At 65.5% G+C, this 24,248-nt stretch carries 22 protein-coding genes and 1 pseudogene; 13 read left to right on the top strand and 10 right to left on the bottom strand.

What is annotated here, in order from left to right; translation table 11 throughout:
* Positions 1-26 precede the first annotated feature (26 nt).
* The 3 genes from J2808_RS06820 to J2808_RS06810 all read left to right on the top strand — a co-directional run bounded on the left by J2808_RS06820 (position 27) and on the right by J2808_RS06810 (position 3,098).
* Positions 27-1,709 carry a thiamine pyrophosphate-binding protein gene (locus J2808_RS06820; protein ID WP_309813544.1) on the top strand — a complete coding sequence of 561 codons (1,683 nt, stop codon included), beginning with the start codon at positions 27-29 and terminating at the stop codon, positions 1,707-1,709.
* A gap of 22 nt (positions 1,710-1,731) precedes the next feature.
* Positions 1,732-2,385, top strand: a complete 654-nt coding sequence (locus J2808_RS06815; RefSeq protein WP_309813540.1) for an IclR family transcriptional regulator — start codon at positions 1,732-1,734, stop codon at positions 2,383-2,385.
* A gap of 107 nt (positions 2,386-2,492) precedes the next feature.
* Entirely contained in the window at positions 2,493-3,098 is a 606-nt protein-coding gene (locus J2808_RS06810) for a TetR/AcrR family transcriptional regulator (RefSeq protein ID WP_309813537.1), read from the top strand.
* A 54-nt stretch (positions 3,099-3,152) separates the two neighbouring features.
* On the opposite strand, the gene J2808_RS06805 is transcribed toward J2808_RS06810, so the two are convergent.
* The 5 genes from J2808_RS06805 to J2808_RS06785 all read right to left on the bottom strand — a co-directional run bounded on the left by J2808_RS06805 (position 3,153) and on the right by J2808_RS06785 (position 8,446).
* A complete protein-coding gene (locus J2808_RS06805; RefSeq protein WP_309813534.1) occupies positions 3,153-4,373 on the bottom strand; it encodes a glycosyltransferase 87 family protein in 1,221 nt (406 codons plus the stop codon).
* 61 nt (positions 4,374-4,434) lie between these two features.
* Positions 4,435-5,721, bottom strand: coding sequence for a glycosyltransferase family 87 protein (locus J2808_RS06800; protein WP_397428010.1), 1,287 nt, complete (start codon positions 5,719-5,721; stop codon positions 4,435-4,437).
* A 215-nt stretch (positions 5,722-5,936) separates the two neighbouring features.
* The gene (locus J2808_RS06795; protein WP_309813531.1) at positions 5,937-7,046 is read right to left on the bottom strand and encodes a GTP pyrophosphokinase; all 1,110 of its coding nucleotides are present in this window, start codon (positions 7,044-7,046) and stop codon (positions 5,937-5,939) included.
* Positions 7,047-7,136: 90 nt separating this feature from the next.
* A complete protein-coding gene (locus J2808_RS06790) occupies positions 7,137-8,186 on the bottom strand; it encodes a LacI family DNA-binding transcriptional regulator (RefSeq protein ID WP_309813528.1) in 1,050 nt (349 codons plus the stop codon).
* A gap of 56 nt (positions 8,187-8,242) precedes the next feature.
* Positions 8,243-8,446, bottom strand: a complete 204-nt coding sequence (locus tag J2808_RS06785) for a hypothetical protein (protein WP_309813526.1) — start codon at positions 8,444-8,446, stop codon at positions 8,243-8,245.
* Between the two features lie 216 nt (positions 8,447-8,662).
* Here J2808_RS06785 and uriH point away from each other — a divergent pair, with 216 nt between their 5' ends.
* From uriH to J2808_RS06770, 3 genes are read left to right on the top strand one after another with little or no spacing between them, the layout of a single operon-like run.
* Positions 8,663-9,649, top strand: coding sequence for a uridine-preferring nucleoside hydrolase UriH (gene uriH / locus J2808_RS06780; RefSeq protein ID WP_309814227.1), 987 nt, complete (start codon positions 8,663-8,665; stop codon positions 9,647-9,649).
* On the top strand, positions 9,646-11,073 hold the full coding sequence (gene uriT, locus J2808_RS06775; RefSeq protein WP_309813523.1) for a uridine transporter UriT: 1,428 nt from the start codon (positions 9,646-9,648) through the stop codon (positions 11,071-11,073). Before uriH ends, uriT begins: the two co-directional genes overlap by 4 nt.
* Complete coding sequence (locus tag J2808_RS06770) at positions 11,070-12,044, top strand: ribokinase (protein WP_309813521.1); 975 nt, start codon at positions 11,070-11,072, stop codon at positions 12,042-12,044. Before uriT ends, J2808_RS06770 begins: the two co-directional genes overlap by 4 nt.
* Positions 12,045-12,126: 82 nt before the next feature.
* Here J2808_RS06770 and J2808_RS06765 read toward each other — a convergent pair whose 3' ends face one another.
* Positions 12,127-13,656 (bottom strand): purine-cytosine permease family protein, encoded by a 1,530-nt coding sequence (locus J2808_RS06765; RefSeq protein ID WP_309813518.1) that lies wholly within the window; start codon positions 13,654-13,656, stop codon positions 12,127-12,129.
* 107 nt (positions 13,657-13,763) lie between these two features.
* On the opposite strand from J2808_RS06765, the gene J2808_RS06760 reads away from it, so the two are divergent.
* Positions 13,764-15,305, top strand: coding sequence for a helix-turn-helix domain-containing protein (locus tag J2808_RS06760; protein WP_309813515.1), 1,542 nt, complete (start codon positions 13,764-13,766; stop codon positions 15,303-15,305).
* 70 nt (positions 15,306-15,375) lie between these two features.
* Here the strand turns inward: J2808_RS06760 and J2808_RS06755 are convergent, their stop codons facing one another.
* The gene (locus tag J2808_RS06755; RefSeq protein ID WP_309813512.1) at positions 15,376-15,756 is read right to left on the bottom strand and encodes an FAD-dependent oxidoreductase; all 381 of its coding nucleotides are present in this window, start codon (positions 15,754-15,756) and stop codon (positions 15,376-15,378) included.
* On the opposite strand from J2808_RS06755, the gene J2808_RS22345 reads away from it, so the two are divergent.
* Positions 15,689-15,907, top strand: a complete 219-nt coding sequence (locus J2808_RS22345) for a hypothetical protein (protein ID WP_463675843.1) — start codon at positions 15,689-15,691, stop codon at positions 15,905-15,907. The two genes, J2808_RS06755 and J2808_RS22345, sit on opposite strands and share 68 nt — an antisense overlap.
* A 361-nt stretch (positions 15,908-16,268) precedes the next feature.
* Here the strand turns inward: J2808_RS22345 and J2808_RS06750 are convergent.
* Positions 16,269-16,727, bottom strand: a pseudogene (locus tag J2808_RS06750) (serine hydroxymethyltransferase); the annotation flags it as partial.
* A gap of 37 nt (positions 16,728-16,764) precedes the next feature.
* Between J2808_RS06750 and J2808_RS06745 the strand changes: the two are divergent.
* The 5 genes from J2808_RS06745 (at position 16,765) to J2808_RS06725 (ending at position 23,062) form a co-directional block, all read left to right on the top strand.
* Entirely contained in the window at positions 16,765-18,282 is a 1,518-nt protein-coding gene (locus tag J2808_RS06745; RefSeq protein WP_309813509.1) for an HNH endonuclease signature motif containing protein, read from the top strand.
* Between the two features lie 407 nt (positions 18,283-18,689).
* Positions 18,690-20,000, top strand: coding sequence for an MFS transporter (locus tag J2808_RS06740; RefSeq protein ID WP_309814225.1), 1,311 nt, complete (start codon positions 18,690-18,692; stop codon positions 19,998-20,000).
* 46 nt (positions 20,001-20,046) lie between these two features.
* Positions 20,047-21,300 (top strand): aminopeptidase P family protein, encoded by a 1,254-nt coding sequence (locus J2808_RS06735; RefSeq protein WP_309813505.1) that lies wholly within the window; start codon positions 20,047-20,049, stop codon positions 21,298-21,300.
* Between the two features lie 86 nt (positions 21,301-21,386).
* The gene (locus J2808_RS06730) at positions 21,387-22,211 is read left to right on the top strand and encodes a creatininase (RefSeq protein ID WP_309813502.1); all 825 of its coding nucleotides are present in this window, start codon (positions 21,387-21,389) and stop codon (positions 22,209-22,211) included.
* 11 nt (positions 22,212-22,222) lie between these two features.
* Positions 22,223-23,062 (top strand): IclR family transcriptional regulator, encoded by an 840-nt coding sequence (locus J2808_RS06725; RefSeq protein ID WP_309813500.1) that lies wholly within the window; start codon positions 22,223-22,225, stop codon positions 23,060-23,062.
* Positions 23,063-23,113: 51 nt separating this feature from the next.
* Here J2808_RS06725 and J2808_RS06720 read toward each other — a convergent pair whose 3' ends face one another.
* Positions 23,114-23,401, bottom strand: coding sequence for a hypothetical protein (locus tag J2808_RS06720; protein ID WP_309813497.1), 288 nt, complete (start codon positions 23,399-23,401; stop codon positions 23,114-23,116).
* Positions 23,388-24,128, bottom strand: coding sequence for a GAF and ANTAR domain-containing protein (locus J2808_RS06715; RefSeq protein ID WP_309813496.1), 741 nt, complete (start codon positions 24,126-24,128; stop codon positions 23,388-23,390). The genes J2808_RS06720 and J2808_RS06715 overlap by 14 nt, the downstream gene beginning before the upstream one ends.
* Positions 24,129-24,248 lie beyond the last annotated feature (120 nt).

The raw sequence follows: 24,248 nt of genomic DNA, 5'->3' as shown, positions 1-24,248 counted from the left end.
CCTAACCCAGGAACATGAAAGAAGCCATGACCAGCACCAGCCCTGACCTTGCAGCCGACGCTCCCGCACTCCCGGACGAAGGCCACGTCTCCGCGATCGTCGCCGACGTGGTGGCGGAACGGGCGGGCCACCTGTTCGGCCTGATGGGCAACGGCAACGCCCACCTCATCAGCCGGCTCACCCGCCGGGGTTTTCCGTTCACGTCGGCCCGGCACGAGGCCTCAACCGTGGCCATGGCGGACGCCTACTACCGGGCAACCGGAGACATCTCCGCGGCAACCACCACCTACGGCGCCGGCTTCACCAACGCGTACACCACGCTGGCCGAGGCGAGGATGGCCCGCATTCCGCTGGTCCTCGTGGTGGGGGACGCGCCCTCCACCGGTCTGCGGCCGTTCGACGTCGACCAGGCCAAGGCAGCCGAGGCCGCCGGTGTGGTGACCCTGACCGCCGGCCCGGGCAACGCCGCCGACATCACCCACCGCGCGTTCGACCTCGCGCTGCAGACCGTCCAGCCCGTGATCGTGGCTATTCCCTACGACCTGGCCACCGGCCCGCCTTCGGACCCGGAGCCGCTCCAGCCCCTGCCTGCAAAGCCCGTGTGGCCCGCAGAGCCGGGAGACCTGGACCGCGTCGCCAGCCTGCTCGCCGCGGCGGAACGGCCGCTGATCCTGGCCGGGCGCGGCGTCCTGCTGGCACACGCTACGGAAGAGCTTCGGGACGTGGGGGACCGGCTCGGCGCGCTGTTCATGACATCGGTCATGGCGGCCAACGCCTTCAACAGCCCGTGGGACCTCGGCATTGCAGGAGGATTTACCCGCAGCCACCGCCTGGACGTTGCGCGCCAGGCGGACCTCGTCCTGGTGGTGGGAGCCAGCCTGAACACCTTCCAGACCCGCTACGGAACGCTGTTCCCGGACGGTACCAGGGTTGTCCGCGTGGATAACGAACCGGACCCGGGACACCCGGACGCGGAGTACATCCGTGCGGATATCCACCCGTTCATCGAGGGTCTGCTGGAGCGGGTCCCCACCGCCTCTTCCACCTGGCGCAGCCAGGTCCCGGAAGTCTCCCAGACGGAGTTCCGCTCATCCTTGCCCAGCGAGGACCCTGTCGAGTTCGGGCCTGACGGACGCCTGAATCCTCGTGCCGTCGTCGCCGCCCTGGACCGCATCCTGCCGGCCGAACGCTCAGTGGTCATGGACGGCGGCCACTTCATCGGCTGGGCCCCGATGTACCTTTCCGTGCCGGACCCGCAGGCCATGATCCTGGTGGGCACCGCCTTCCAGTCCATCGGTCTGGGCTTCGGATCCGCAGCCGGCGTCTCGGTGGCCCGCCCGGAGCGCACCACCGTCCTGGTCAGCGGCGACGGCGGCGGACTGATGGGTCTTGCCGATTTCGAGACCTTTTTGCGGGCTACCCGCAAGGGTGTTGTGGTGGTGCTGAACGACTCCGCCTACGGGGCAGAGCTTCACCAGTACGCCGCCAAGGGACTTCATAACCAGGCGATGCTGATCGACGAAGTGGACTTTGCCGCCGTCGGACGTGCCCTCGGTGCCCAGGGCACCAAGGCGCGCACGCTGGCCGACCTGGACCGGCTGCAGGAATGGCTGACAAACCACGAGGAAGGCGTCTATGTCCTGGACGTGGCGATCTCCCAAAAAGTCGTGGCCGAGTTCATGGCGGAATCTGTGGCCGCCAAGGGCTGAGCGGACGTCATAAGCTGGCCATATGCCGTCTCCTGATACCAACGGAAGCAACCGCACCCTCGAACGTGCCGCCGCAATTCTCGATGCCGTAGGCCGGTCAGCTGTGTCAGCGAGTGAACTGTCACGGCGGACCGGCCTGTCATTGTCGACGGCCCACAGGCTTGCACTGCAGCTCGCCGACTACGGATTCCTGCGCCGCAGCGAGGGCGGTGCTTTCCGGCTGGGGGACCGTTTTGTCCGGTCAGCACTCGAGAATGCTGGCGTGCCGGTCCTGAACGACCTCAGGGATTCCACCGGCGAGACCGCGCAGCTGTGGGTACGGCGCGGCGGTGACCGCGTTTGCCTGCTCAGCGCCGACAGCCGCCACGAACTCCGCGCCACGCTGCCGCCCGGCTCCAGGCTGCCGCTGCCCCAAGGATCCAGCGGACGGCTCCTGGCCGGCGACGAGGACGCCTTGGCGGAACTGGCAGCAACGGGCTGGATCGAGTCCGTTGGTACCCGAACCCCCGGGTTGGGCTCGATCAGCGCGCCGGTGCAGACGGACCAGGGAATCGTCGCCGCTGTCTGCCTCGCCATGCCCTTGGCCCGGGTCAATGAATCACCCGGCAAAGACCACGGCGATGTTGTGATCCAGGCAGCGCGGCGGATCGCTGATGCCATGGAGCGACGGAACTAGGCGGCTGGCAGGGACCTTCATCCCGGCAGCGGGTTGGTCGTTGGCGCTCTCGGGTCAGCGCAGCATAAGGGTCAATTTGTGACACGGCGAAGGTAGAATTCGCTGTCATGAGGACCCTCGCCGACGATCTCGAAGCTCCTGATGATGTCCACACCCGAATTGTGGTGGCAGCCTACGGATTGTTTTCGCGCCGTGGGATCCGCGATGTCGGCGTCGACGAGCTGATCCGCGCGTCAGGCGTGGCCAAGGCAACGTTCTATCGGCACTTCCCGTCGAAGGACGCTTTGGTGCTGGCCTTTTTGAAGCGGCGCGACGAGTTGTGGATGATGGGATCTGTGGTCCCGGAGGCCAGGAGCAGGGCGCAGAACCCTGAGGACCAGCTGCTGGCCATCTTCGATGTTTACGACCAGTGGTTCCAAGACGATGAATTCGAAGCATGTTCATTCGTGAAGGTGCTGCTGGAAATGGGGGCAGCCCATCCTCTGGGTAAGGCGAGCATTGAATACCTGGGCAGGATCCGCCAGCAGGTTCGGATCCTGGCCGATGAAGCCGGCCTGGAGGACTCAGAGGCGTTCGCCCTCTCCTGGCACATCCTTATGAAGGGCTCAATTATCGCCGCTGCCGAAGGCGACAAGCTGGCCGCCCGCCGGGCCCGGAGGATGGCCGCCGGACTGATTGCAGAATACCGGCCCAAAAGCGTCCCCCAGGGTTAGATCGGGGACCTGCAACGACGTCTGCGGGCGAAGCGTCAGCTCCGCATATGCCCGTTAGGCCGCCTGCGGAACCGCCGGCGCCTTTCGGCCGAGTTCCGCGGTCCGCTTCACCGACCACCACAGCAGCACCACCAGGAGCACGTTCCGGGTGGTCAGGATGGCGGCCATGATCGGGTTTGCGTGGATGAGGGGCGTGTAGAAGAGCGGGTAGATCACGAATGTGGTCATGGCGATCCCCATCAGCAGGGCCGCAGGAACCTTCCAGCGCTCCCAGTCGTGGGTCAGCCCGGCGATGATCACGGGCGCGAGCCAGATGATGAACTGCGGCGAACCCACTTTGTTGAACACGATGAACGCCGTGGTCATCATCAGGGCGCCCTCAAGGAAGAGCTCTTCCCGTTCGGCGCCGCGTTTCAGTGCCCGGACCAGCAGGATGGCGGCCACCACCGCGGCGACGATCAGCAGCGGCTGCATCAGGAACGCCGCCACCGACGCGCCTGGTCCGTAGACCTCGGTGGAGTTGATGGCCGTGTTGTCCGCCATTTTGGAGCCGGCGATGTTGAAGACGCTCAGCCACACCCATGGCGTGGAGAACGTGGCCTCGAGCTGCATGCCGCGCTCACCCTGGTTGGTGAGGAAGTCCATGATGTGCGGCAGCCCGCCGGTCAGGTACGTGCCCAGACCCACTACGGCGGTGACCGCCACACCGGAGGCCAGCACCTGGATCCGCTTCCGGCTGGCGATGACAATCGGCACGAGGACGGCAGCCGGCCACACCTTAATCCACGTGGCAACGCTCAGCAGGACGCCCGCCACCACGGGCCGTTCGGCCGCGTAGAGCAGCGCGATCAGCACGATGGGGGCGGTGATGCCCTCCACCCGGGCGAAGCTCAGGTACCCCATAAAAACGGTGAAAAACAGCCACCACCAGGCCGGGGCAATGCCCCGCACCTTCCGCGGTCCGCGGGTCAGGTACACGAGCCCGACGGCGTTGAGGGCTGTGATGATCAGGAACCAGCAGAGCAGGTAGAGGCTGGGCCCGGCGATGTTTGCGAGGAAGATCGGGATCTGCGCCAGGACCGGGTAGACCCAGGGGCTGATCTTTCCGTCCAGGCTGTCCGGGTTGTACCCGTCCATGGCCCACTGGCGGTACTGCTCGGTGTCGCTGAACGTATCGCCGTTGAGGAAGAACGATGCCATCCAGCCCAGGAAGTACAGGTGGATGACCGCGAAGCCCCACCAGACGCTGGACGGACGGGCGAACCAGTCCACCACGCGGGCGGGCAGGAGGGTGCTGCGGACGCTGACCAGCCGGTCGAAGAACTTCGTGGAAATCTCAGGACTCCTTGAGCGCGGGGACGGACGCGGGAGTCTTCTTGCCCAGCGAGTACAGGCGCCGGACAGACCACAGGAACAGCACCACCAGGAGGACGTTGCGGATGGTCAGCACGCCCGCCATGAGCGGGTTGTTGTGGCTCAGGGCGTCGTAGAACAGCGGGTAGATGAAGAAGGTGGCCACGGCGATGGCGATAAGCATGGCCGCGGGGACCCGCCATTCACGCCAGCTGTGCGCCAGTCCCACGGCAACGGCGGGCGCCAGCCACACCATGAACTGGGGCGAGCCCACTTTGTTGAAGACCACAAAGGCGGTGGTAAGGGTGAGGGCTCCGGCGAGCAGCAGCTCGGTGCGGTCCACGCCAGCGCCATTTGCGGCCTGGTTCAGTTTGCCGTTGTGCAGCGCCCAGAACGTCAGGCCGGCCACAAGCAGTGCCGCCAGGATCAGCAGCGGCTGCATCAGCACGGACATCACGGCCGTGCCCGGGCCGTCCACCTGCATCGAGTTGATGTCGGTGTTCATGTACATCCGGGAATCGCCGACGTTCAGCACGGACAGCCACAGCCACGGTGTGGTGAAGGTTGCCTCGAGCTGCATGCCCCTATCGCCCTGCTGGGTCAGGAAGTTCAGCAGCTTGGGCACACTGCCCACGGCGGCGGCGAGGGCCACCACAACGGCCGACGTCGCCACACCTGCCAGCACCACCAGCATGCGGTTCTTGACCACGGCGAACAGGGCCAGCATCACGGCCGCCGGCCAGACCTTGACCCAGGTAGCAACGGCGAGGATGACCGAGGCGATGAACGGGCGGCCTGCACCATAGGCCAGGGCCACGAGGACGATCGGTGCGGTGAGGCCGTCCACGCGGGCGAAGCCCAGCCAGCCCATCAGCAGCGTGAAGATCAACCACCACCAGCCAGCGGGGATCGCGTCCTGGTTCCGGCCACGGTCCGTGAGTTTGGCCAAGCCCCAGCCGTTGAGGAGGGTGGTCATCAGCACCCAAAGAAAGAAGAACGGTCCGGGTCCGGCCACCCCCGCGATCGCCATGGGGATCAGCGCCAGGATGGGGTAGACCCAGGGGCTCGGCCCGCCGGTCAGGTTCGCATCGTTGAATCCTGCCCTGGCCCACTCGCGGTAGATGAAGGTGTCGCTGAAGGCTTCCCCGCGGAGGGAGAGCAGCGCCCCGAAAATCAGGAACCCGAGGTGCACCAGGATAAAACCGGTGAGCAGTCCGCGGGGTGTGTTCAGCCAGGACCGTGCGGCCACCGGCAGGATGACATTGCGGATCCGGGTGAGCGAGGCGAAGAATGCGTCCGTGGAAATGGCGGAATCCTTGTCAGAGAGGGGCAAAAACAGGTGCCGGACCGTGCCGCTGGGCGGGAGCCGGAAGCCTCGGGGGTCCGCGTACAACAGCCGCCCCTATGAGTCAAGGGTAGTTGAATGCCCGCGGTGGCCAATAATCCTGCAGCCGGGCGACCGACTCCTTTTAGGGCTCGCAGCGCCTACGTGGCCTTGGCCTGGCGGTAGCGCTCGATCTGTTTCAGCCGCCGCAGGAGGCTGTCGCGCCGCGGGTGCGGGACGGCGTCGGGCGCTTCTGCGGTGAGGTCGATGTGTTTGGTGCCGTACTGCCAGAGCAGGAGGTCATCCAGCAGGCGGTCCGGGCCGGGGGAGTAGCGGTGGTCCAGCGCCTTGCGGACCTCGGTGATGCGCTGGGCACTGAGCAGGCCGGCAAGCTGGACGGTCTGGTTCAGGCCATGGGCGGCCATCAGCTCGGCCGCCCAGCCCCAGTCGTCATCCACTTTGCGGTCCACGTGCGGCAGCAGGGTGCGCCAGACGTCGCGGATACGGTTGGGGGTAAGCTGCGCGGCGCCCTCGCCGTCCATGTCCCAGTAGCTGCGGACTTCCTCGTAGCGTTCGTGCAGGTCCGCGAAGGCACTTTCCACGGTTTCCAGCATGGCGGCGGTGGCGGTGAACTGGCGGTCAAAATGCGGCGTCCAGGCGCGCGGGTCCTCAGCTTTGAACCGGATATCGTGTTCGATCTCGCTCCAGGCGTGGGCGAAGACCGTGCGGATCTGGCACTCGAAGAAGTAGCTGCCGTTGGCCGGGATGTCCGGGTTGAAAACCTGCTGGTACTCCTTGACGGCCTCGTTCTGGATGGTGCGCAGGATGAGGTGGCGGCTGGAGTAGCCGTACGTGCCGGACTCGATGGAGCCGATGTCCTTCTCCCGGTCCCCGCGGCAGTCGAACACCTGCCGCTCGCGCTTGATGATGTTGGCCGCCAGGGCGTTCTCGGCCGGCAGCTTGGTGATGACGCGGACGCCCACCATGTCATTGAGCGTGCGGAACGGATCCGGGAACTTCAGCACCGGCGGTCCGCCCGGCTCCAGCGGGTCCTCGATCCGGGAAATCTTCTCGCGGAACGATTCCACCGTTTTGGTGCGCCCGGTGACAAACAGCGGCGTCACTTCGCTGTCCTTCAGCATGCGGCGCAGGGTCAGGAGGACATCGCGCGTGACCAGCTTCAGGGCAGGGCGGACACGCTCGTAGATCTCCACGTTCTCCTGCACGGATTCGCGGAGGCTGACGTCCAGGCTGTCCCAGTTACTCGGCATGTTCCCAGCTTACGGCGGGGGTGCGACACCCTGGCGTCCCAAGTGGTGGGGGTGTCTACGCCGGGGGCGGGGCAGGTGGGGTGGGAGAGGTCATTTCCAGGGCGTGGGACGGGTGGAGTTGCGGACCACCAGCGAGCTTTCGAGCGTGAGTTGCGGCTGTTCCAGCGGGCGGCCTTCCATCAGGCGGCGCAGCTGGCCGCCGGCCTGCACTCCCAGCGAGGTGGCCGGAAGGTGCACGCTGGTCAGGCTGGGGTTGCTCGTGGCGGAGTAGGGCAGATCGTCGAAGCCTGCGATGGCCAGCTGACCCGGGATCTGCAGACCCGCCACCCGTGCTTCCTGCAGCACGCCGTAGGCGTGCGTGTCCGTGCCGCAGACGACGGCGGTGACCCCGGACCGCTGCCACTCCGGCCAGGCGGCGGCGAAGGCAGCCGCTGCCGCGCCGACGTCGATGGTGGTACTGATGATGCCGTCGGCCGGCACCGAGATGCCGCGGGTGTCAGCCTCTGCAAGGAAGGCGCGGCGCCTGACGTCAAACGTTGCCGTTCCCGTAACGCTGTCCAGGTAAGCCACCCGCCGGTGGCCGGCCTCGGCCAGGTGCGCCGCCAGCTGGCGGGCTCCATGGGCCACGTCCAGGTTGACCGACGGGGCGTAGGCCTCCAGTCCCGGGGCGTCGAGCAGGACCAGGGGCCCGGCGGCCGAGAGTTCTTCCAGGAATCCGGCGTTGGGGGCATCCACCAGGAGCCCGGCAGGCCGGAGCGCCATCAGCTTCCGGACGTCGTCAGCCTGCGGAAACTCCCCGGCGTCGGTGACGGACAGCAGCAGCTGGTAGTCCGCGCCAAGGGACTCCCGGACCCCGGCGATCACCTTGGCGAAGAACGGGTTGGAGATGTCCGGGGCCACGAGGATCACGATGGAACTGACGCCTTTGGCCAGCGAGCTGCCGATCCCGTCCACTACATAACCGAGCTCGGTGATGGCCGCCCGCACCCTGGAAATGTTGTCCTCGGAGACGCGGCCAGCGGTTTTGCCATTGGCCACGAGCGAAACAGTCGCCGTCGAAACCCCGGCACGCGCAGCAACCATGGCCGCCGTGACCCGCCGCGAACGCGCGGGCTGCTGCAACTGTTCCGCGGATTCCATACCTCGATCGTAGTAGGGGGAGAACCCGCCCCCGACCGTTCCCTAGAAGCCGCTACTTAAGCGTCGGGCCCGCTTTCGGCCTGGGCCCGCAAGGTAAGAACTGCCCTGGCAGCGAAGGCGCAGCCGGCGAGTAGAAGGATGAAGGCCAAAACCACCTGGTACCAGACTCCCGAGGAAGTCAGTGCAGTGTAGACGCCGATGAGAGAGAAAATAACTGCCCCCAGCGACCAAATGAGCGTTGCTCTCTTGGTGTTATTCATGGCTTGAGCCTAAAGGCCGGCTCTAGTGGGGTGTGTGCCTGGCGCTTCTGCAAACGGCAGTTCTCTAGGCAAATAGTGGCGTCAAGCGCTTGACCTTTCTCAACGTTAAGCGCTTGACGCAAGCGGTCCGAAGCTGTCATGATCACTCTGATAAGTGCGCCCGCTGCTCTTGCAGGCCCCAATGACGTGGAGAAAATAGACGTGGAATCCAATTCGATGAACCCCGCCCCCCGGAAGATCATCCTCGACTGCGACCCCGGGCACGATGACGCCGTCGCCATGCTGCTCGCACACGGCAACCCGAACATCGAGCTGCTGGCCGTCACCACGGTGGTGGGCAACCAGACCCTCGAAAAGGTCACCAAAAACGCCCTGTCCGTCGGAACCATCGCCGGCATTACCGGCGTCCCCTTCGCGGCCGGCTGCGCCCGCCCCCTGGTCCGCACCATCGAAAACGCGCCGGACATCCACGGCGAGTCAGGCATGGATGGCCCCGCCCAGCCCGAGTCGGCCATCGAACTGGACCCGCGGCACGCCGTCGACCTCATCATCGACACCGTGATGGCCCACGAACCCGGCACCGTCACCCTGGTCCCCACCGGCGGCCTCACAAACATCGCGCTTGCCGCCCGCAAGGAACCGCGCATCGTGGAACGCGTGAAGGAAGTTGTCCTGATGGGCGGCGGTTACCACGTGGGCAACTGGAGTGCCGTGGCCGAATTCAACATCATCATCGACCCCGAAGCCGCGCACATCGTGTTCAACGAAAAGTGGCCTGTAGTCATGGTGGGCCTGGACCTCACGCACCAGGCACTGGCCACCCCGGAGGTGGTTGAGAAGATCGCAGCCGTGGGAACCAAGCCCGCCCAGTTCGTGATGGAACTGATGGAATTCTTCACCCAGACCTACAAGGACGCCCAGGGCTTCGACTATCCCCCCGTCCACGATCCGTGCGCCGTGGCCTACGTGATCGACCCCAGCATCGTCACCACCCGCAAGGTTCCTGTGGACATCGAGCTGCAGGGCACCCTGACGCTCGGCATGACCGTGGCCGACTTCCGCGCGCCCGCTCCCGAAGACTGCACCACCTCCGTGGCCGTCGACCTGGATCACGAAAAGTTCTGGGACCTGGTCACGGACGCGCTGGTCCGGATCGGCGAACCCGCAGCCCTCGAAGCAGCAACCGCCGGGGCCAAGAAATGAGCGCCACCCTCACGAGCCCCAACGCCAAAACCGGCAACGTCACCGCCCTGATGGTGGCCCTGCTGGCCGCCTGCGTGGCCTTCCAGCTCAACGCCTCCATGCTCAGCCCCGCCCTGGTGACCATGGGCGAGGAGCTCAACACCGACCAGGCCACCATCGGCCTGTCCCAGACGTGGTTCTTCACTGCCGCGGCCCTGTTCTCCCTCTTCCTGCCCCGCCTGAGCGACATCATCGGGCGCAAGAAAATCCTCATCGGCATGATGGTGCTGATGGCCGTCGGCTCGGTCATCGCGGCGCTGGCCCCGGACGTCACCTGGCTGTTCGTGGGCCGCATCATCCAGGGAGTCAGCGGACCCACGGTCCCGCTCTGCCTCATCATGCTCCGCTCCGCCGTCAGCAGCCCCAAGAAATATGGCACCCTCATGGGCCTGATCACCGCGGTCAACGGCGGCGTGGCCGGCGTCGACTCCTTTGTGGGCGGCTACTTCGCCGAGCACTACGGCTTCCGCAGCATCTTCTGGCTTATGGTGGTCCTCGCCATCGTGGCCACCGCCCTGATCGCGGTCCTCGCCGGCGAAAGCAAGCCGGCCGAAGGCACCACCATGGACTGGCTGGGTGTGTTCTTCATCGTGGTTGCGGTGGGAGCCCTCCTGACGGCCCTCAACGAGGGTTCCAAGCTGGTGGGCGCCTTCGAGCCCGGGACGCTGATGCTGTCCATCGGCCTGGTGGTGGTTGCCGTGGCCGCGTTCTACGCCTTCTGGACGGTGGAAAAGCGCGCCAAACAGCCGATGGTGGAAACCGTCCACCTGCGCCAGCGCTCCACCTGGGCGCCGTTGCTGACCACCACCCTGACCATGACCGGCATCTTCGCCGTCATCAACGGCATCGTGCCGGCGTACGTGCAGGCCGCGGACCCGGGATTCGGCATCGGCCCCACCGAAATGTCGCTGATCATCCTCACCCCGTACGCCCTGCTCGGCTGGCTGGTGGGCCCCCTCAGCGGCAAACTCGCGCCGGTCCTCGGCTACACCAGGGTCCTGCGCATCGGCATGCTGGGCAGCATCGTGGCCCTGGCCATCATCGCGTTCTTCGGCCTCTCCAGCCTGCCCATGATGATCGCCGGAACGGTCTTGCTGGGCATCATGTACGCCGGTACGGTCAACATCATGCTGAACGGACTCGGAGTTGTCCTCTCACCCGCCGGAAACCCGGGATTCCTGCCCGGCATGAACGCGGGCGCCTTCAACCTCGGCGCCGGACTCAGCTTCCTGGTGCTGCCCGCCGTGCTGGTGGCGACGTCGGCGCTCGGTGATGCGAAGGCGTCCTACCTGAACGTTGTGGTCACCGGCCTCGTCATCACGGTTGCCGCTTTCGCGGCCTCGCTCCTGATCCCCAAGCCGGTCGAGGCTGAGGTGACCGAATGAGCCCCGCAGCGGAAGAGTCCGAAGGCCGGATCGTCGTCGTCGGGTCCCTGAACGCGGACCTGACCATCTATTGCGAGCGGCTGCCGCTGCCCGGTGAGACCGTGCACGGCAACGGTTTCGCCGTGAACCCGGGCGGCAAGAGCGCCAACCAGGCGGTCGCGGCGAGCCGGCTGGGTGCGGATGTCCGCCTCGTCGGTGCCGTGGGCGACGATTCCAACGGGGAGATGCTGCTCTCCTCCGCCGCCGGCGCGGGCGTCGACGTCGCGCATGTCCGGACCGCCTCGGCGGAGACGGGTGTCGCCGTCATCGCCGTGGACGCCAGCGGTGAGAACAACATCATCATCTCGGCGGGCGCCAACGGCACCCTGTCGCCCGCGGACGTCGCCGCGGCAGCGGATGTCCTCGACGGCGCCGCCGTGGTCACCCTCTGCCTCGAAGTGAGCACAGAGACTGTGCTCGCCGCCGCGCAGGCAGGGCACGACGCCGGCGCAACGGTGGTGCTCAATCTCTCGCCTTATGCGGAGATCCCGCAGCGGTTGGCGGACCTGACGGACGTCCTGCTGGTCAACGCCCATGAGGCGTCGCAGTTCCTTGGTTCCGCCGAGATTCCCGGCAGCGACGCGGATGCCGGCGACTGGGAAGCTGTCCGGCTTCGCTTTGCCGGGCGGGGGCTCCAGCGGGTCCTCGTCACCCTTGGGGCCAACGGCTCCGTGGTGCTCGATTCGCTGGCCGCCCCGGACCAGCAGCTTGTCCAGATTGCACCCGTCAAGGTCAACGCGGTGGACACCACCGGCGCCGGGGACGCCTTCACCGGAGCTGTGGCCGCGCGCCTGGCCGCCGGCGCGGCACTGGCCGACGCGGCAGCCTTCGCCTCGATCGCTGCCGCGCTCGCCACCACCCGCAAGGGAACCCAGGCCGCCTACCCGGACGAGGACGACGTCAAGCGCGTGCTGGCCGCGGGCGTCGCCTGACGGTCCCACGTAACTCAAAACGCCCGACGGCGGCAGGTGAGGGCTGCCGCCGTCGGGCGCTTCTTTGTGTGTGGTGGTTTTGTCAGTGTCCGGCCGGTGCGCTGGGCCGGGTGGCGAAGCGGAGGTCAGCGGTCGCCTTGGCAACTGTGGCCGCCGGCAAAGCGGAGTCCAGGTGCCTGCGGTGGAACCTCGGGCCCAGGACGGCGTAGCTGCCGGCACTCGCGAGGCCGCCTGCGAGCCAGGAGAGATCCCAGCCGCCCAGGGCTACCGCAATGGGACCCTGCATGGCGGGAACCAGTCCGTACATAAACAGCCACGTGGCGAAGATGCCCACCAGGAGGGAGACCACGCCGGCCCAGTTGACGTCGGGGAGCCGCTTGGTGCCCACTGCGTCGAAGAGCCTTTCCGGGTTGCCCGGATGACGCTTCTCGAGCCAGAAGTAGTGAACCAGCATGACTCCGCCCCAAGCGGCAACCCAGGCGACCAGGCCAATGAGCCAGGCGTCGAGTACCGTGGCGAAGTCTTCCTGGAAGATGAAGAAGATGACGGCGGCGAGGGAGAAGACGCCGACGAACAGGTTGAGTTTGCGGCGGCTGATGGTGATGTCCAGCGATTGGGTTGCCACCGAGAACGTGTAGATGTTCAGGATGTTGGTGGCGATGGGTCCGTGCAGCACCATCAGCAGCACGGGCAGTGCGAGGACGCCGAAGTTCTGGACGATGAGTTTGCCGGGGTCGATCTCACCGCTGTTGGTGGCGAGACTGGCGCCGAGGATGCCGAGCCACACCACGGGGATGAACTGGCCCAGGACAGAGGCCAGGTAGACCTTCTTCTTGGGGACTTCGGTGCTGACGAACCGTGAGTAGTCGGCGGCGTAGGTGAACCAGGTGATGCCCCAGCCGATGCCGATGGCTGTCATCACGGCGCTCATGGCGGCGATGCGGTCTGAGCCTTCAAGGATCTGCCCGGCGGGGCCGGCGTAGCCCCAGTCGATCTTCATGCCAAACCAGGCCACGGCGGACATCACGGCCAGGATGATGATGGTAGGCGGCACGGTCCACTTTTCGAACGCGGCGATGGCCTTGTAGCCGAACCAGGCGATGGCCACCTGTGCGGCCATGATGGCGGTGGCCACACCGATCTTCCAGGCGTAGTTGTGGGCAGTGGGATCAACCCAGCCGAGCGTGCCGAACAGGGCCATGACCAGGTCAAGGATGATCCAGGTGTTGACCGCGCACCAGCCGATCACCAGGACCGCCTGGATGGTGGCCGGGAGGTAGTTGCCGCGGCGGCCGAAGGCTGCCCGGGCCAGGACCATGCCGGTGGCGCCGGTCTTTTGGCCGAGCAGGACGAAGCAGCCGAAGAGCAGCATGCCGATCAGGTTCCCCAAAACCAGAACGGTGACGGTGTCGGCGAAGCCGAGGCCGAGGTGGATGCCGAGGGCGCCGAGCACCCAGTTGATCGGTGCAAGGTTTGCACCGGCCCAGATCCAGAACTGGCCGGAAACTTTGTGCGTGCGCTGGGACTCGGGAATGGGCTGGAGCCAGGCTTCGCAGTCCTCGGTCGGCGTCATTGCCGACTCCGGCTGCTTAGTGGAGAGGTTGTCTTGCATGGGGAAGCCTCCATGAGTAAAAGGGATAAACCCAGATTATGTGGCTTACGCCACATCCACCACATACAATGTGTCATGAAGATCGGCTATTCATGCGACGGAGTGTCATGCCCATATCCCTTCAGGATGTTTTGAAACATTCAACCCTCACGCCAGCGGATCCTGTGATCCGTGCGGCGGCTGCTACCGCGGCCCAAACGCAGCTGCGCTGGATTCACTCCAGTGAGGTATTGGACATCGCCCCGTTACTTGGCGGCGGTGAACTGTTGCTCACCGGCGGCCAGGCCCTTGCCACGGCAACGGATAGACGGCGTATTGGCTACATCTGGGAGCTGGCGGAACGTGGCGTGGCTGCGCTGGCCATCGAGACGGGGCCTGTCCTGCCCTCCATTCCGTCCTCGATGGTGGGAGCAGCGGAAGCCGCCGGGCTTCCCTTGATAGAGCTCCGCAAAGTGGTGCCCTTTGTCGGCGTCATGGAGGCCATCAACTCGCTGCTGGTGAGCGAGTCAGCTGCGCACCTGCAGCAGGCTGACCGGGCAAGCCACACGATGGCGGTGGAGCTGGCCCATGGCGGCAGCCTTGACCGGATCCTGGCCGTCCTCGCCGAGGCTACCGGCGCGGAAGTGGTCCTGACATCCAACTCGGGCGCTCCGCTGGCAAGCGCACTGCCTGCTGAACATGCCGCGGAGGCCGGCCCTCCGGACACCGCCGATGCCGAGCAGGACCACGCGCGGACCACCCACATTGACGTTTCAGTGCGGGGGATACCGTCGGCGCGTCTGAGCCTCCACACCGTGGCGGGGGGCGATGTGAACCTGGCGAGGATCGCGGGGAACCGCTCGGTGGACATTCTGGCACTGGCCCTGCTGCAGCGCATGCCGCCCGGACTTAAGGACATGGCGGGTGCCGCGCTGATCCGCGCCGTCGATTCCGGCTCGCAAAACTGGCGGCTCCAACAGCTGGCCCCGGCCGCCGGGATCCCCCTGGCTGCGCAGCTGGTGGCAGTGGTGATCCGGTCCCCTGGTTCCCGGCAGCTCCGCACGGCCGTGGAGCAGCTGCTGGACCGGGTGGGGCGGCACAGCGCCAGTTACGCGGACAATGAGGAGCTGCTGGCGTTGGCCGTGTTGCGCCCCGGCAAGGCGCAGGAAGACCGGAAGGACATTCTGGCCGGGCTGCGGACGCTTGAACTGCCCGAAGGAAGTATCAGCGCGGTGGGTCCGGTGGCTGCCGGGATTTCTGCCGCGCCGTGGTCCCTGAGGGAGGCCCGCCTGACGTTGGAACTGGGGGTGGAGGACGGGCATCACCCAGCCGGTCCGCGACAGACCGGGGCCGTGCTCGACGCCGAGGCCCTCGCGCTGGAACGGTTCGCATTCCACTCCCTGGATGAGGCGCGGCGCTCGGAGTTTGTCCGCCAGCAGCTCGGCGCCATCATCGAGCACGATGACCAGCGTCATTCCACCCTCATGGAGACGTTGCGGGTCTGGCTGGATTCAGGCTGCAATACCGCACAGGCCGCGAGGGAGCTTCACCTGGAACGCCAGTCGATGCATCAGCGGCTGCAGCGGATCTTCTCGCTCTGCGGCGGCGACCCCCGCGGCACGGGCCGGCTCGCCGCGCTGCACCTGGCCACCCGCCTCGCCGCCCTCTAGCCCAAATAGGCCCGGACGCATAGACCCCGAGCGGCATGAGCCCGCAAAAGCCCATGCCGCTGTGTCGACCCTAAACCGTGTGCCGCAGGGAGTCCCGAATCAGTGCAGCAACGCGTTCAGCCTCGGTGTAGGCCCCGTGGGTGCCGGCTGTCTCGGAGGTGTAGTCGCCGACGAAGTGCAGTGATCCGATCGAACGCTGAAGCTGGGGAACGGCTTCTGCCCGTTCGGGGCTGAGCAAAGCGAAGCAGTGCTGCCAGGTTTGGGCGTGTACACCGAGGACTCGGCCGCGAAGCTGGGGTGCCACCGTGTATACGTCCTCCACACTGCGCATCGCTGGCTGGGCCGGCGCCGCTGCGATCCTCAGGGCCTTTCTGGCGGTTTCCATGGGTTGGCTGAAAACCTGCAGGGCCTTCCAGACGGCGAATCTCCTTGGCGCCAGTGCCTTCATCATCAACGGGGCGTTCCACGAGGCATGGCCTTCGGTGGTGACGAACGTCGCTTGGTTCTTATCTCCGCTATTGCGCTTTTCCGTATACGTTCGGCAAGCCAGCCGCCAGGGCCGGCTATTGTTGATGCGCAGCAGATCCAATTCCCCGGCATAACTGAGACCACGGGCCCAGTGGAGGTTGTTGATGCGCCTTGTGGTCTATGCCGGGGTGCAGGAGGTGAGGGCTCCTCTCCCACTTAATGTGGGTTTCCAGCGAACGTTCCCGCACTTGGCGCGGCCAATTGACCGCCTGTGGATAACTTCTGCGGCGCCGGGCTGTTTGGGTCACAATGCCAACATGCGAATGCAAGGTTTTCTGTGCTTCGGGCGCTGTTGGGTGCTCGCTGGGCTGCTCTAGTCAGGTCAGATTCGTTCTGCCAGCGTGGTCACGCGGGCGGGGAGTTCGACGACGGTGGCTTCGTTGAGCGATGCGCCCACTGGGGTGCCGTCCCCGCCGTCTTTATTAATGGTGCCTTGACCATGGAGATGCCGGCTGCGGCAATGTCCTCCTGGAGGAGGCATTCGGCCAACAGCTTCGATCCCTGCAGGATGCGTTCCTGGCGTTCCTTGAATTCGGGGAGCCTGCGAGTTTGAATGCCACGGCTTTGGCGGCGGCGATGACATGCTCCAGCAGGCCGCCCTGCTGGCCCGGGAAAACCGCGCTGTTGATCTTCTTGGCGTACTGCTCCTTGGCGAGGATGACGCCGCCGCGGGGACCGCCGTGGGTCTTGTGCGTGGCGGTGACGACGTCGGCGAAGGGCACCGGGTTCGGGTGCAGTCCCGCGGCCGCCAGTCCGGCGAAATGCGCCATCCACCATCAGGTAGGCGCCCACGAGGTCCGCGATCCGGCGGAACTCGGCGAAATCGAGTTGGCGGGAGTACGAGCTGGCGGGAGTAGGGGACCAGCCGGCCACGATCAGTTTGGGCCGGCGGTCTCGCTTGAATGTCAGTGCCTCGTTGGATGATGGGTTTATGGCAAAAGCGGCGGTGGCGAAGGCGTTTGAGGACATCAATGCCGCCCTTGCCGTGCTCAATGCCGAACTGGACGGGGATCCTGGATCTGGTTCCGAGCCGACGGGTGCTGACCCGCTGGCCGCTCTGGCGGATGGTTGCCTGGACCTCCTTGCCGGGGTCCGTGCGGTGGAGGCCCGGGTGGCCGCTCTGAAGGCCCGGGCTGCCGTGCAGTACGCGGACACTGCCTACGCTGTCGCGCCGCCGGATGCCCCGGTTCGGGCCGTGGAGATGGCGGTGACCGCGGAGGTCGCGTGTGTCCTGACCATCGGTGACCGGGCCGCCGGTTCGCTGCTGAACCAGTCCCACATGCTGACCACCGTGTTGCCGCTGACCCTGTCCGCACTGCAGGAAGGCACCCTGTCGTGGCAGCACGTCCGGGTCATGGTGGACGAAGCGGCCACCCTGGACCGTCATGGTGCTGCGGCGTTGGAGGCCCACTTCCTGGACCCGGACGCCCCGGACGCGGCCGGCGGCTGCCCTGCGGGGGAAATGCCGGCATCCCGGTTCCGGCACAAGGCCCGGACCTGGCGCGAACGCCACCACGCCGAGAGTATCGAGGCCCGCCACGCCAAAGGCGTCCTGGACCGGCAGGTCTTGTACGCCCCGGACCGGGACGGGATGGCCTGGCTCTCGGCCTACCTGCCCGCGGACCAGGCCGCCGCGATCTGGAACCGGACCACCGCTCTCGCCCGCGGGCTGCAGGGCCCCGGCGAGGACCGCACGCTCACCCAGCTCCGCGCCGACGTCCTCGCCACTGCCCTCCTGACCAGCGGGAACCCGGTCAGCAACGGAAACCCGGAAGGCAACGGAAACCCGGAAGGAAGCGATCCGGGGCACGTCCCGGCGCCCCGGGCCCAGGTGCTCGTGACGGTTCCGGTGTTTGCGCTGCTTGGCGCCACGGAGGAACCGGCGATCCTGGATGGCTACGGCCCGATTCCGGCATCGATGGCCCGGGACCTCGTGGCGGACGGGGCCGATTCGTTCTACCGGGTCCTGATCGACCCTCGGGACGGGGCTCCGCTGGAGATCGGTCGGACCAGCTACCGGCTGACCAAGGCCATGCGGCAGTGGCTGCGGCTACGGGACGGCAAGTGCCCTTTCCCGGGCTGTTCCAACCAGTCCCTGGACAACGAAGCAGACCACCTCCTCGCCTGGGCCAAGGGCGGCACCACCGGCGTGGCGAACCTGGGCCAACCGTGCCCCAAACACCACCGCCTCAGACACCTCATCAACTGGCAACCCACACCAGCAACCAAGCACGATCCACCCGGCTGGACATCTCCCACAGGCCGGCACTACAAAAGTGAACACCAGGACTGGGAACCGCCACACTGGCCCGAACCAAACCCGAAAGCGCGCAAAAACGGGCGCCAACTCCCAGCACGGCGAAAAGGCGGCGGCCACTCGGACTTCATCCACCTCGGGCTGTCCCTGGGAGAAGACGGCCTGGAACGAATCCTCCACGCCACCGCCTGACGAGTAGCGAGTCGCGGTCGGACCCGGTGAAACTGGCATCCTCAGACGCTGCATGACACCCAAGCGCATTTGCAAGAGCGCCGGGTAAAGAGACTTTCTTGGTCGATCCAGAGCGTGGGGTTGTGGCGCAACTTAGTCCCGATAAACGCAACAGACGACGAACTCCTTCGTGTCGCAGATAAGCCATCCCCCACTGGAAGTCGTGCTTTCGAGGAAAAATAAGTTCAACACGCATTGACTGTGGCGATCATCACGTCATAGTCTGTTGCAACAGCGTTGCGCTGATTGCAACCCCAAACCAATTTGGTGGATACATGAGTAACGAAACTTCCTCCCCGGCCCATGACCTTGGGCCCGTCACAGAGCCGTCGGGCCCGCGTGATGGCTCCGGAGCGGGCCGCAGCACGATGAGCGGCCAGAACTATGAACCCGCTGACAACGCCGTCAGCAAAGAAACACGCCGCCGGGTCATCGCGGCCAGCTTTATCGGCAACTTCGTTGAATGGTTCGACTACGCCGTTTACGGCTACCTGGCAGTCACGATCGCCACGGTGTTTTTCCCTGAGTCAGACCCGCAGACCGGGCTGCTGCTAACTTTCGCCCTGTTCGCGATTTCGTTCCTGGTGCGCCCGCTCGGCGGTTTCGTCTGGGGCCACATCGGTGACAGGGTGGGCCGGCGGACAGCACTTTCGCTGTCCATCCTGATCATGTCCGGGGCAACCTTCTGCATAGCCCTCATCCCGGGCTACGACACGATCGGCATCTGGGCTCCTGTCCTGCTTCTGGTCATCCGCGTAGTGCAGGGCTTCTCCGCCTCCGGAGAGTACGCCGGAGCATCGGCCTTCCTCGTGGAGTACGCCCCGGCCAACAAGCGCGGCCTGTACGCGGCGGTGGTTCCAGCCAGCACCGCGGCCGGTTTGCTCCTTGGTTCCCTGATGGCCGGACTCTTGACTGTTCTGCTCAGTTCCGATGCCATGCAAAGCTGGGGCTGGCGCCTGCCGTTTGTGCTGGCAGCCCCGATGGGACTGATCGGCCGCTACATCAGGACCAAGCTCGAAGACACTCCAGTGTTCCGCGAACTCGCAGCGGAGGACCAGGCGGTCAAGGCCCCCGTGTCCAGCCTGTTCCGGAACCACTGGCGCCAGCTACTTCAGGCCGTGGGCGCAGTGCTGCTGAACGCCGTCGGGTTCTACGTGATCCTCAGCTACATGCCCACCTATTTGTCCTCGGAACTGGGCCTGGGCGAAACCGAATCGTTCCTTGCGACGACCATTGCGCTTCTGACGTATATCGGCTTCATCTTCCTGACAGGGATGCTCTCGGACCGCTTTGGACGCAAGAAGGTGCTGATCAGCGCTTCCGTCACCTTCATACTCCTGACAGTGCCCGCCTTTGCGCTCCTGGGAACCGGGAATTTCCTGGTCATCGTCCTCGTCCAGATCCTGCTGGGCGCGATGCTCACCCTCAACGACGGAACTCTTCCCAGCTTCCTGGCTGAAATGTTCCCCACCCGGGTCCGCTACAGCGGCTTCGCAGTCAGCTTCAACCTCTCCAACGCCCTGTTCGGCGGCACCGCCCCGTTCATGGCAACGCTCCTGATCGCGGCAACGGCCAACGATCTGGCACCGGCCTGGTACCTCGTCGCTGCGGCAGTCGTCTCGCTGATCGCCGTCGCACTTTCCAGGGAAACCTGCAAAGAACCGCTGCGCCACGAATAACAGACTTTCTTCCTCTCACGTAACTGCACCACAGAAAGGCACCACCATGACCACCACCACCGAAAACGCAACCACCGTCGCCGAACTGGAGCGCACCAAGGTCCTCAAGAACGGCGAAAAGGTCAGCCTCACGTTTTCCGACGCCGAGTTCGAACGCCGCCTGGCGGGCCTCCGCCGCATCATGGCAGAGAAGGACCTCGACGCCGTCGTCCTGACCAGCTACCACTCCATCAAGTACTACTCCGACTTCCTCTTCACCACCTTCGGCCGCCCGTACGCCATGGTGGTCACCAAGGATGACAACGTCACCGTCACCGCCAACATCGACGCCGGCATGCCGTGGCGCCGCAGCTACGGCGACAACATCATCTACACTGACTGGCGCCGGGACAACTACATCTTCGCCATCCAGGAAGTCCTGCGGACCCGAGGCATCAACCCGCGACGCCTCGGCGTCGAGGATGACTCGCTGCCCCTGGACAACCGCAACAAGATCCAGGCCGCCTTCGCGTCGGCAACCCTCGTGGACGTGGCCCAGGCCGCCATGCGCCAGCGCATGATCAAGTCCGCCGAGGAAATCGAGGTGATCAAGCATGGCGCACGGATCGGCGACCTGGGCGGCGAGGCCATCCGCAACGCCATCACGGCCGGGATCACCGAGTACGAGGTTGCCCTGATCGGCACCGAGGCCATGGTCCACGAGATCGCGCGGACCTTCCCCAACTCCGAAATCCGCGACACCTGGGTCTGGTTCCAGTCCGGCATCAACACCGACGGCGCACACAACTGGGCAACCACCCGCAAGATCCAGGAACACGACATCCTGTCCCTGAACTGCTTCCCCATGACCTCCGGCTACTACACGGCGCTGGAGCGGACGCTGTTCTACGGCGAACCGGATGCCCGCTCGCTGGAACTGTGGAACATCAACGTCGAGGTCCACAAGCGCGGCCTCGAACTCATCAAGCCCGGTGCCGTCTGCAAGGACATCGCCGCCGAGCTCAACGAGATCTACGTCGGCTACGGGCTGCTGGCCAACCGCACGTTCGGCTACGGCCACTCGTTCGGAGTCCTGAGCCACTACTACGGCCGGGAAGCCGGACTGGAGCTCCGCGAAGACATTGACACCGTACTCCAGCCGGGCATGGTGGTCTCTATGGAGCCCATGATCACCGTCCTGGACGGCCAGCCCGGTGCCGGCGGCTACCGCGAGCATGACATCCTCGTGGTGGGCGAAGACGGGGCAGAGAACATCACGAAGTTCCCCTTCGGCCCCGAATACAACATCATCGGCGCCTGACACCACCAAACAGCGGCGAGGAAAGGCGGCACCGTGTCAGGCACGGCGCCGCCCTTCCGCACCACTAAACAAGGAGCACCACGAGCATGGACAAGTCAGTATTTCTGGAAGACCTGGACGCCTTCGCCTACCGCGAAGTCCTGTCCTCCGGGGAGTCGATCGTCCTGATACCTGTCGGCTCCCTGGAGCAGCACGGGCCGCACCTGCCGCTGGGCACTGACACCCTCCTATCGTCGCGCTTTGCGGAGGGGGTTGCCAACCGTCTGGGGGCACTCGTTGCCGAGCCGATCGCCTACGGGTACAAGTCGCAACAGAAATCCGGCGGCGGCAACCACCTCTCCGGGACCACCAGCCTGGACGGCGCAACGCTCATAGGGGTGGCGCGCAACCTGGTCAAATCCTTCCTCAACCAGGGCGTCCGGCATGTGGTCTTTGTCAACGGACACTTTGAGAACTACCAGTTTCTCTACGAGGGAATTGACTTGGCCCTGGAAGACCTGGGGGTCAAGCCGGGAGCGGAGCAAAGCGTGCTGCTGCTGTCCTACTGGGACTTCGTCAGCCAGGACACATTGGCTAAGGTCTACCCGGACGGATTCCCGGGCTGGGAAATCGAGCACGGCGGAGTCCTGGAAACCTCGCTTATGCTCCATCTGGAGCCGGCCCGGGTTGGCATGGACCGCTTGGTCGATGGGCCCGCCGCAGTCCTGCCGCGCTTCGACAGGCTCCCTGTGGTTCCTGAACGCACACCGGCCACAGGCTGCCTCTCCTCGGCTGCCGGGTCCAGCGCGGCCAAGGGCGAACTGCTATACCGGCAGGTTGTCGAAGATCTGGCCATGGACTTGGCCCGCGAGCTGAACAGCGAACGCAACGGGCCTGCTACTGCACCGCCGTCTGCTGACTATGCGCAATGATAGTGAGCACCATGACCACACCAGATTCCCACGATACCAACGGCAATGACACCAGCATCGAGTCGAACGGCAAGAGCGACACCAAGGGCGCCTCAGTCATTGTCAACGCCATCGCCGTCCTCCGCTCATTCACCGCCGACGAACCCTTGCTGGGCGTCACGGAAATCGCCAACAGGGTAGGCCTGCACAAAAGCACCGTGTCGCGGATCCTGGCAACCTTCGAGCAGGAAAACCTCGTGGAGCGGGATGAAGATACTCGCCGCTTCCGCCTGGGTCTGGGCCTGATTGCCGTCGCCGGACCGCTCCTCGCGGAACTCGAGGAGCGCCGCGTCGCATATCCGGTCCTGCGCGAGCTGACCGAACTTACGGGTGAAACCAGCGCCCTGATGATGTGGGAAGGCAACGAGTCGATTTGCGTGGAGCAGATCGCGAGCCGCCACCAGATCAAACACACCACGCCGTTGGGGGCGCGATACAGCGACGCGTTGAGTTCCTCGGTCCAGGTGTTCCTTGCGACGGAACCGGAAGAGCGCGTACGTTCCCTCCTGCTCGGCGGAGCCATTAAGTATCCCGGACTGGATGAGACCAGCCTTGAGGCGTATCTGGCCCGCCTCAAGGACGACGCCCGCCGGGGCTGGGCCGTCAACTACGGCGAATCCTCGCTGGATGAAGTGGGCGTTGCCGCGCCCGTCTACGATCACCGGGGCGACGTTGTGGCGGCCGTCCTGATCCCCGCCCCGCGGTTCCGTGTTTCCAGCGAGCGCCTTCAGAGCCTCGGCGAATCCTGCGCGGCCGCGGCGAACAAAGTCACCGCCCGGCTGGGCGGAAACGCCCCTCTGGCTGGCCGCTAGCCCAGCCAGACCCTCTCTCACGTTCACTTTCCTCAAGAAAGTGGGAGAGCGTCAGGCCTGTTCGGAGCCGGGGGGATCTTCGGCGTCGATCTCGTCTGCGTAGGGTGCGCGCGGGCCGGTGTAATCGGCAAAGAGTTCGTTGGCGGCCATGGCCAGCAGATCCCGCTGCAGCTGGGGAAGCGAGAGGAGCCCTTGCATGTAGGCCTCCACTTCATACTCGCCCACGGCCCCGCCGATGCCGAAGTAGTAAAGCCACAGGTCGCCGGTGCTGACCTGTGCTGCCGTCAACGCTGCTTGGAGCCGGCGGCGTTGCTCGGGTTCGCTGCTATCGAAGCCCATCACTGGTGCCTCTGGGCCGGTCAAGGGCAACGCCCAGGAGCGCGGCACTGACTTCGCTGAGCGTGGATCGCGAGACACGGGCTTCCCGCATCAGCTGTTGAAGGGCTTCGTCCTCAGTGAGAGTGTGGCGTTCCATAAGGACGCCGCAGGCACGGTTGATCAGGTCCCTGCTGTAGAGGGCCGATTGAAGGCTCTCGCTGATGCGTTCGGGAATCTCGGTAGTCTGAATGTGCGAGAGGAGCGTCGCCGTGGGCGCCGCAAAAAGCTCCATGAGGGCTGTGGTGGAGTCATCGAAGACGTCCGGTACAGCGGCGTAGATCTTCATGGCGCCAATGGCCTCCCCGTCCGCCATGAGGGGGCTGCTGACCACCGAGCGGATGGGCATATCCACGACGGCGGCACTCCAGTTTGGCCAGCGGGTCTCCGTGGCGACGTCGCGGATGACGAGGCTTTGCTGGGTGGCCCAGGCTGTCAGACACGGACCCTGGACCAGCTCATACTGGAGCGCGTCCGCGCGTTCAACCACAGAGTCAGTAGAACCGGAACTCAGCGGCCGGGCATGGGGATCAAGGATCGAGACGCCGGCGCCAATGGTTCCGGGGATGGCATCCCTGACGGCGCGGGAGAGCAACTGGACGGCGCGGTCCACTTTTTCTTCGGTGAGGAGCAGCCCCATGATCCTGCCGAGGGCAGTGGAAAGTTCATCCAAGGGGTACTTCTTGATCATACTTTCTGCCTCCGGCCATTCAGCGCGACCGGCCTACGGTGGGCCAGATAACCCTGTTTTGGACGCTCAGCGCTTCAGATAAAAGCCTAACGCCTCCGCCGGACTGCTCGCCCTGAGCCG

The organism is Pseudarthrobacter sulfonivorans (assembly GCF_031454915.1).
GTDB lineage: Bacteria > Actinomycetota > Actinomycetes > Actinomycetales > Micrococcaceae > Arthrobacter > Arthrobacter sulfonivorans_C.
This window is presented reverse-complemented; position numbering and strand designations above follow the sequence as displayed.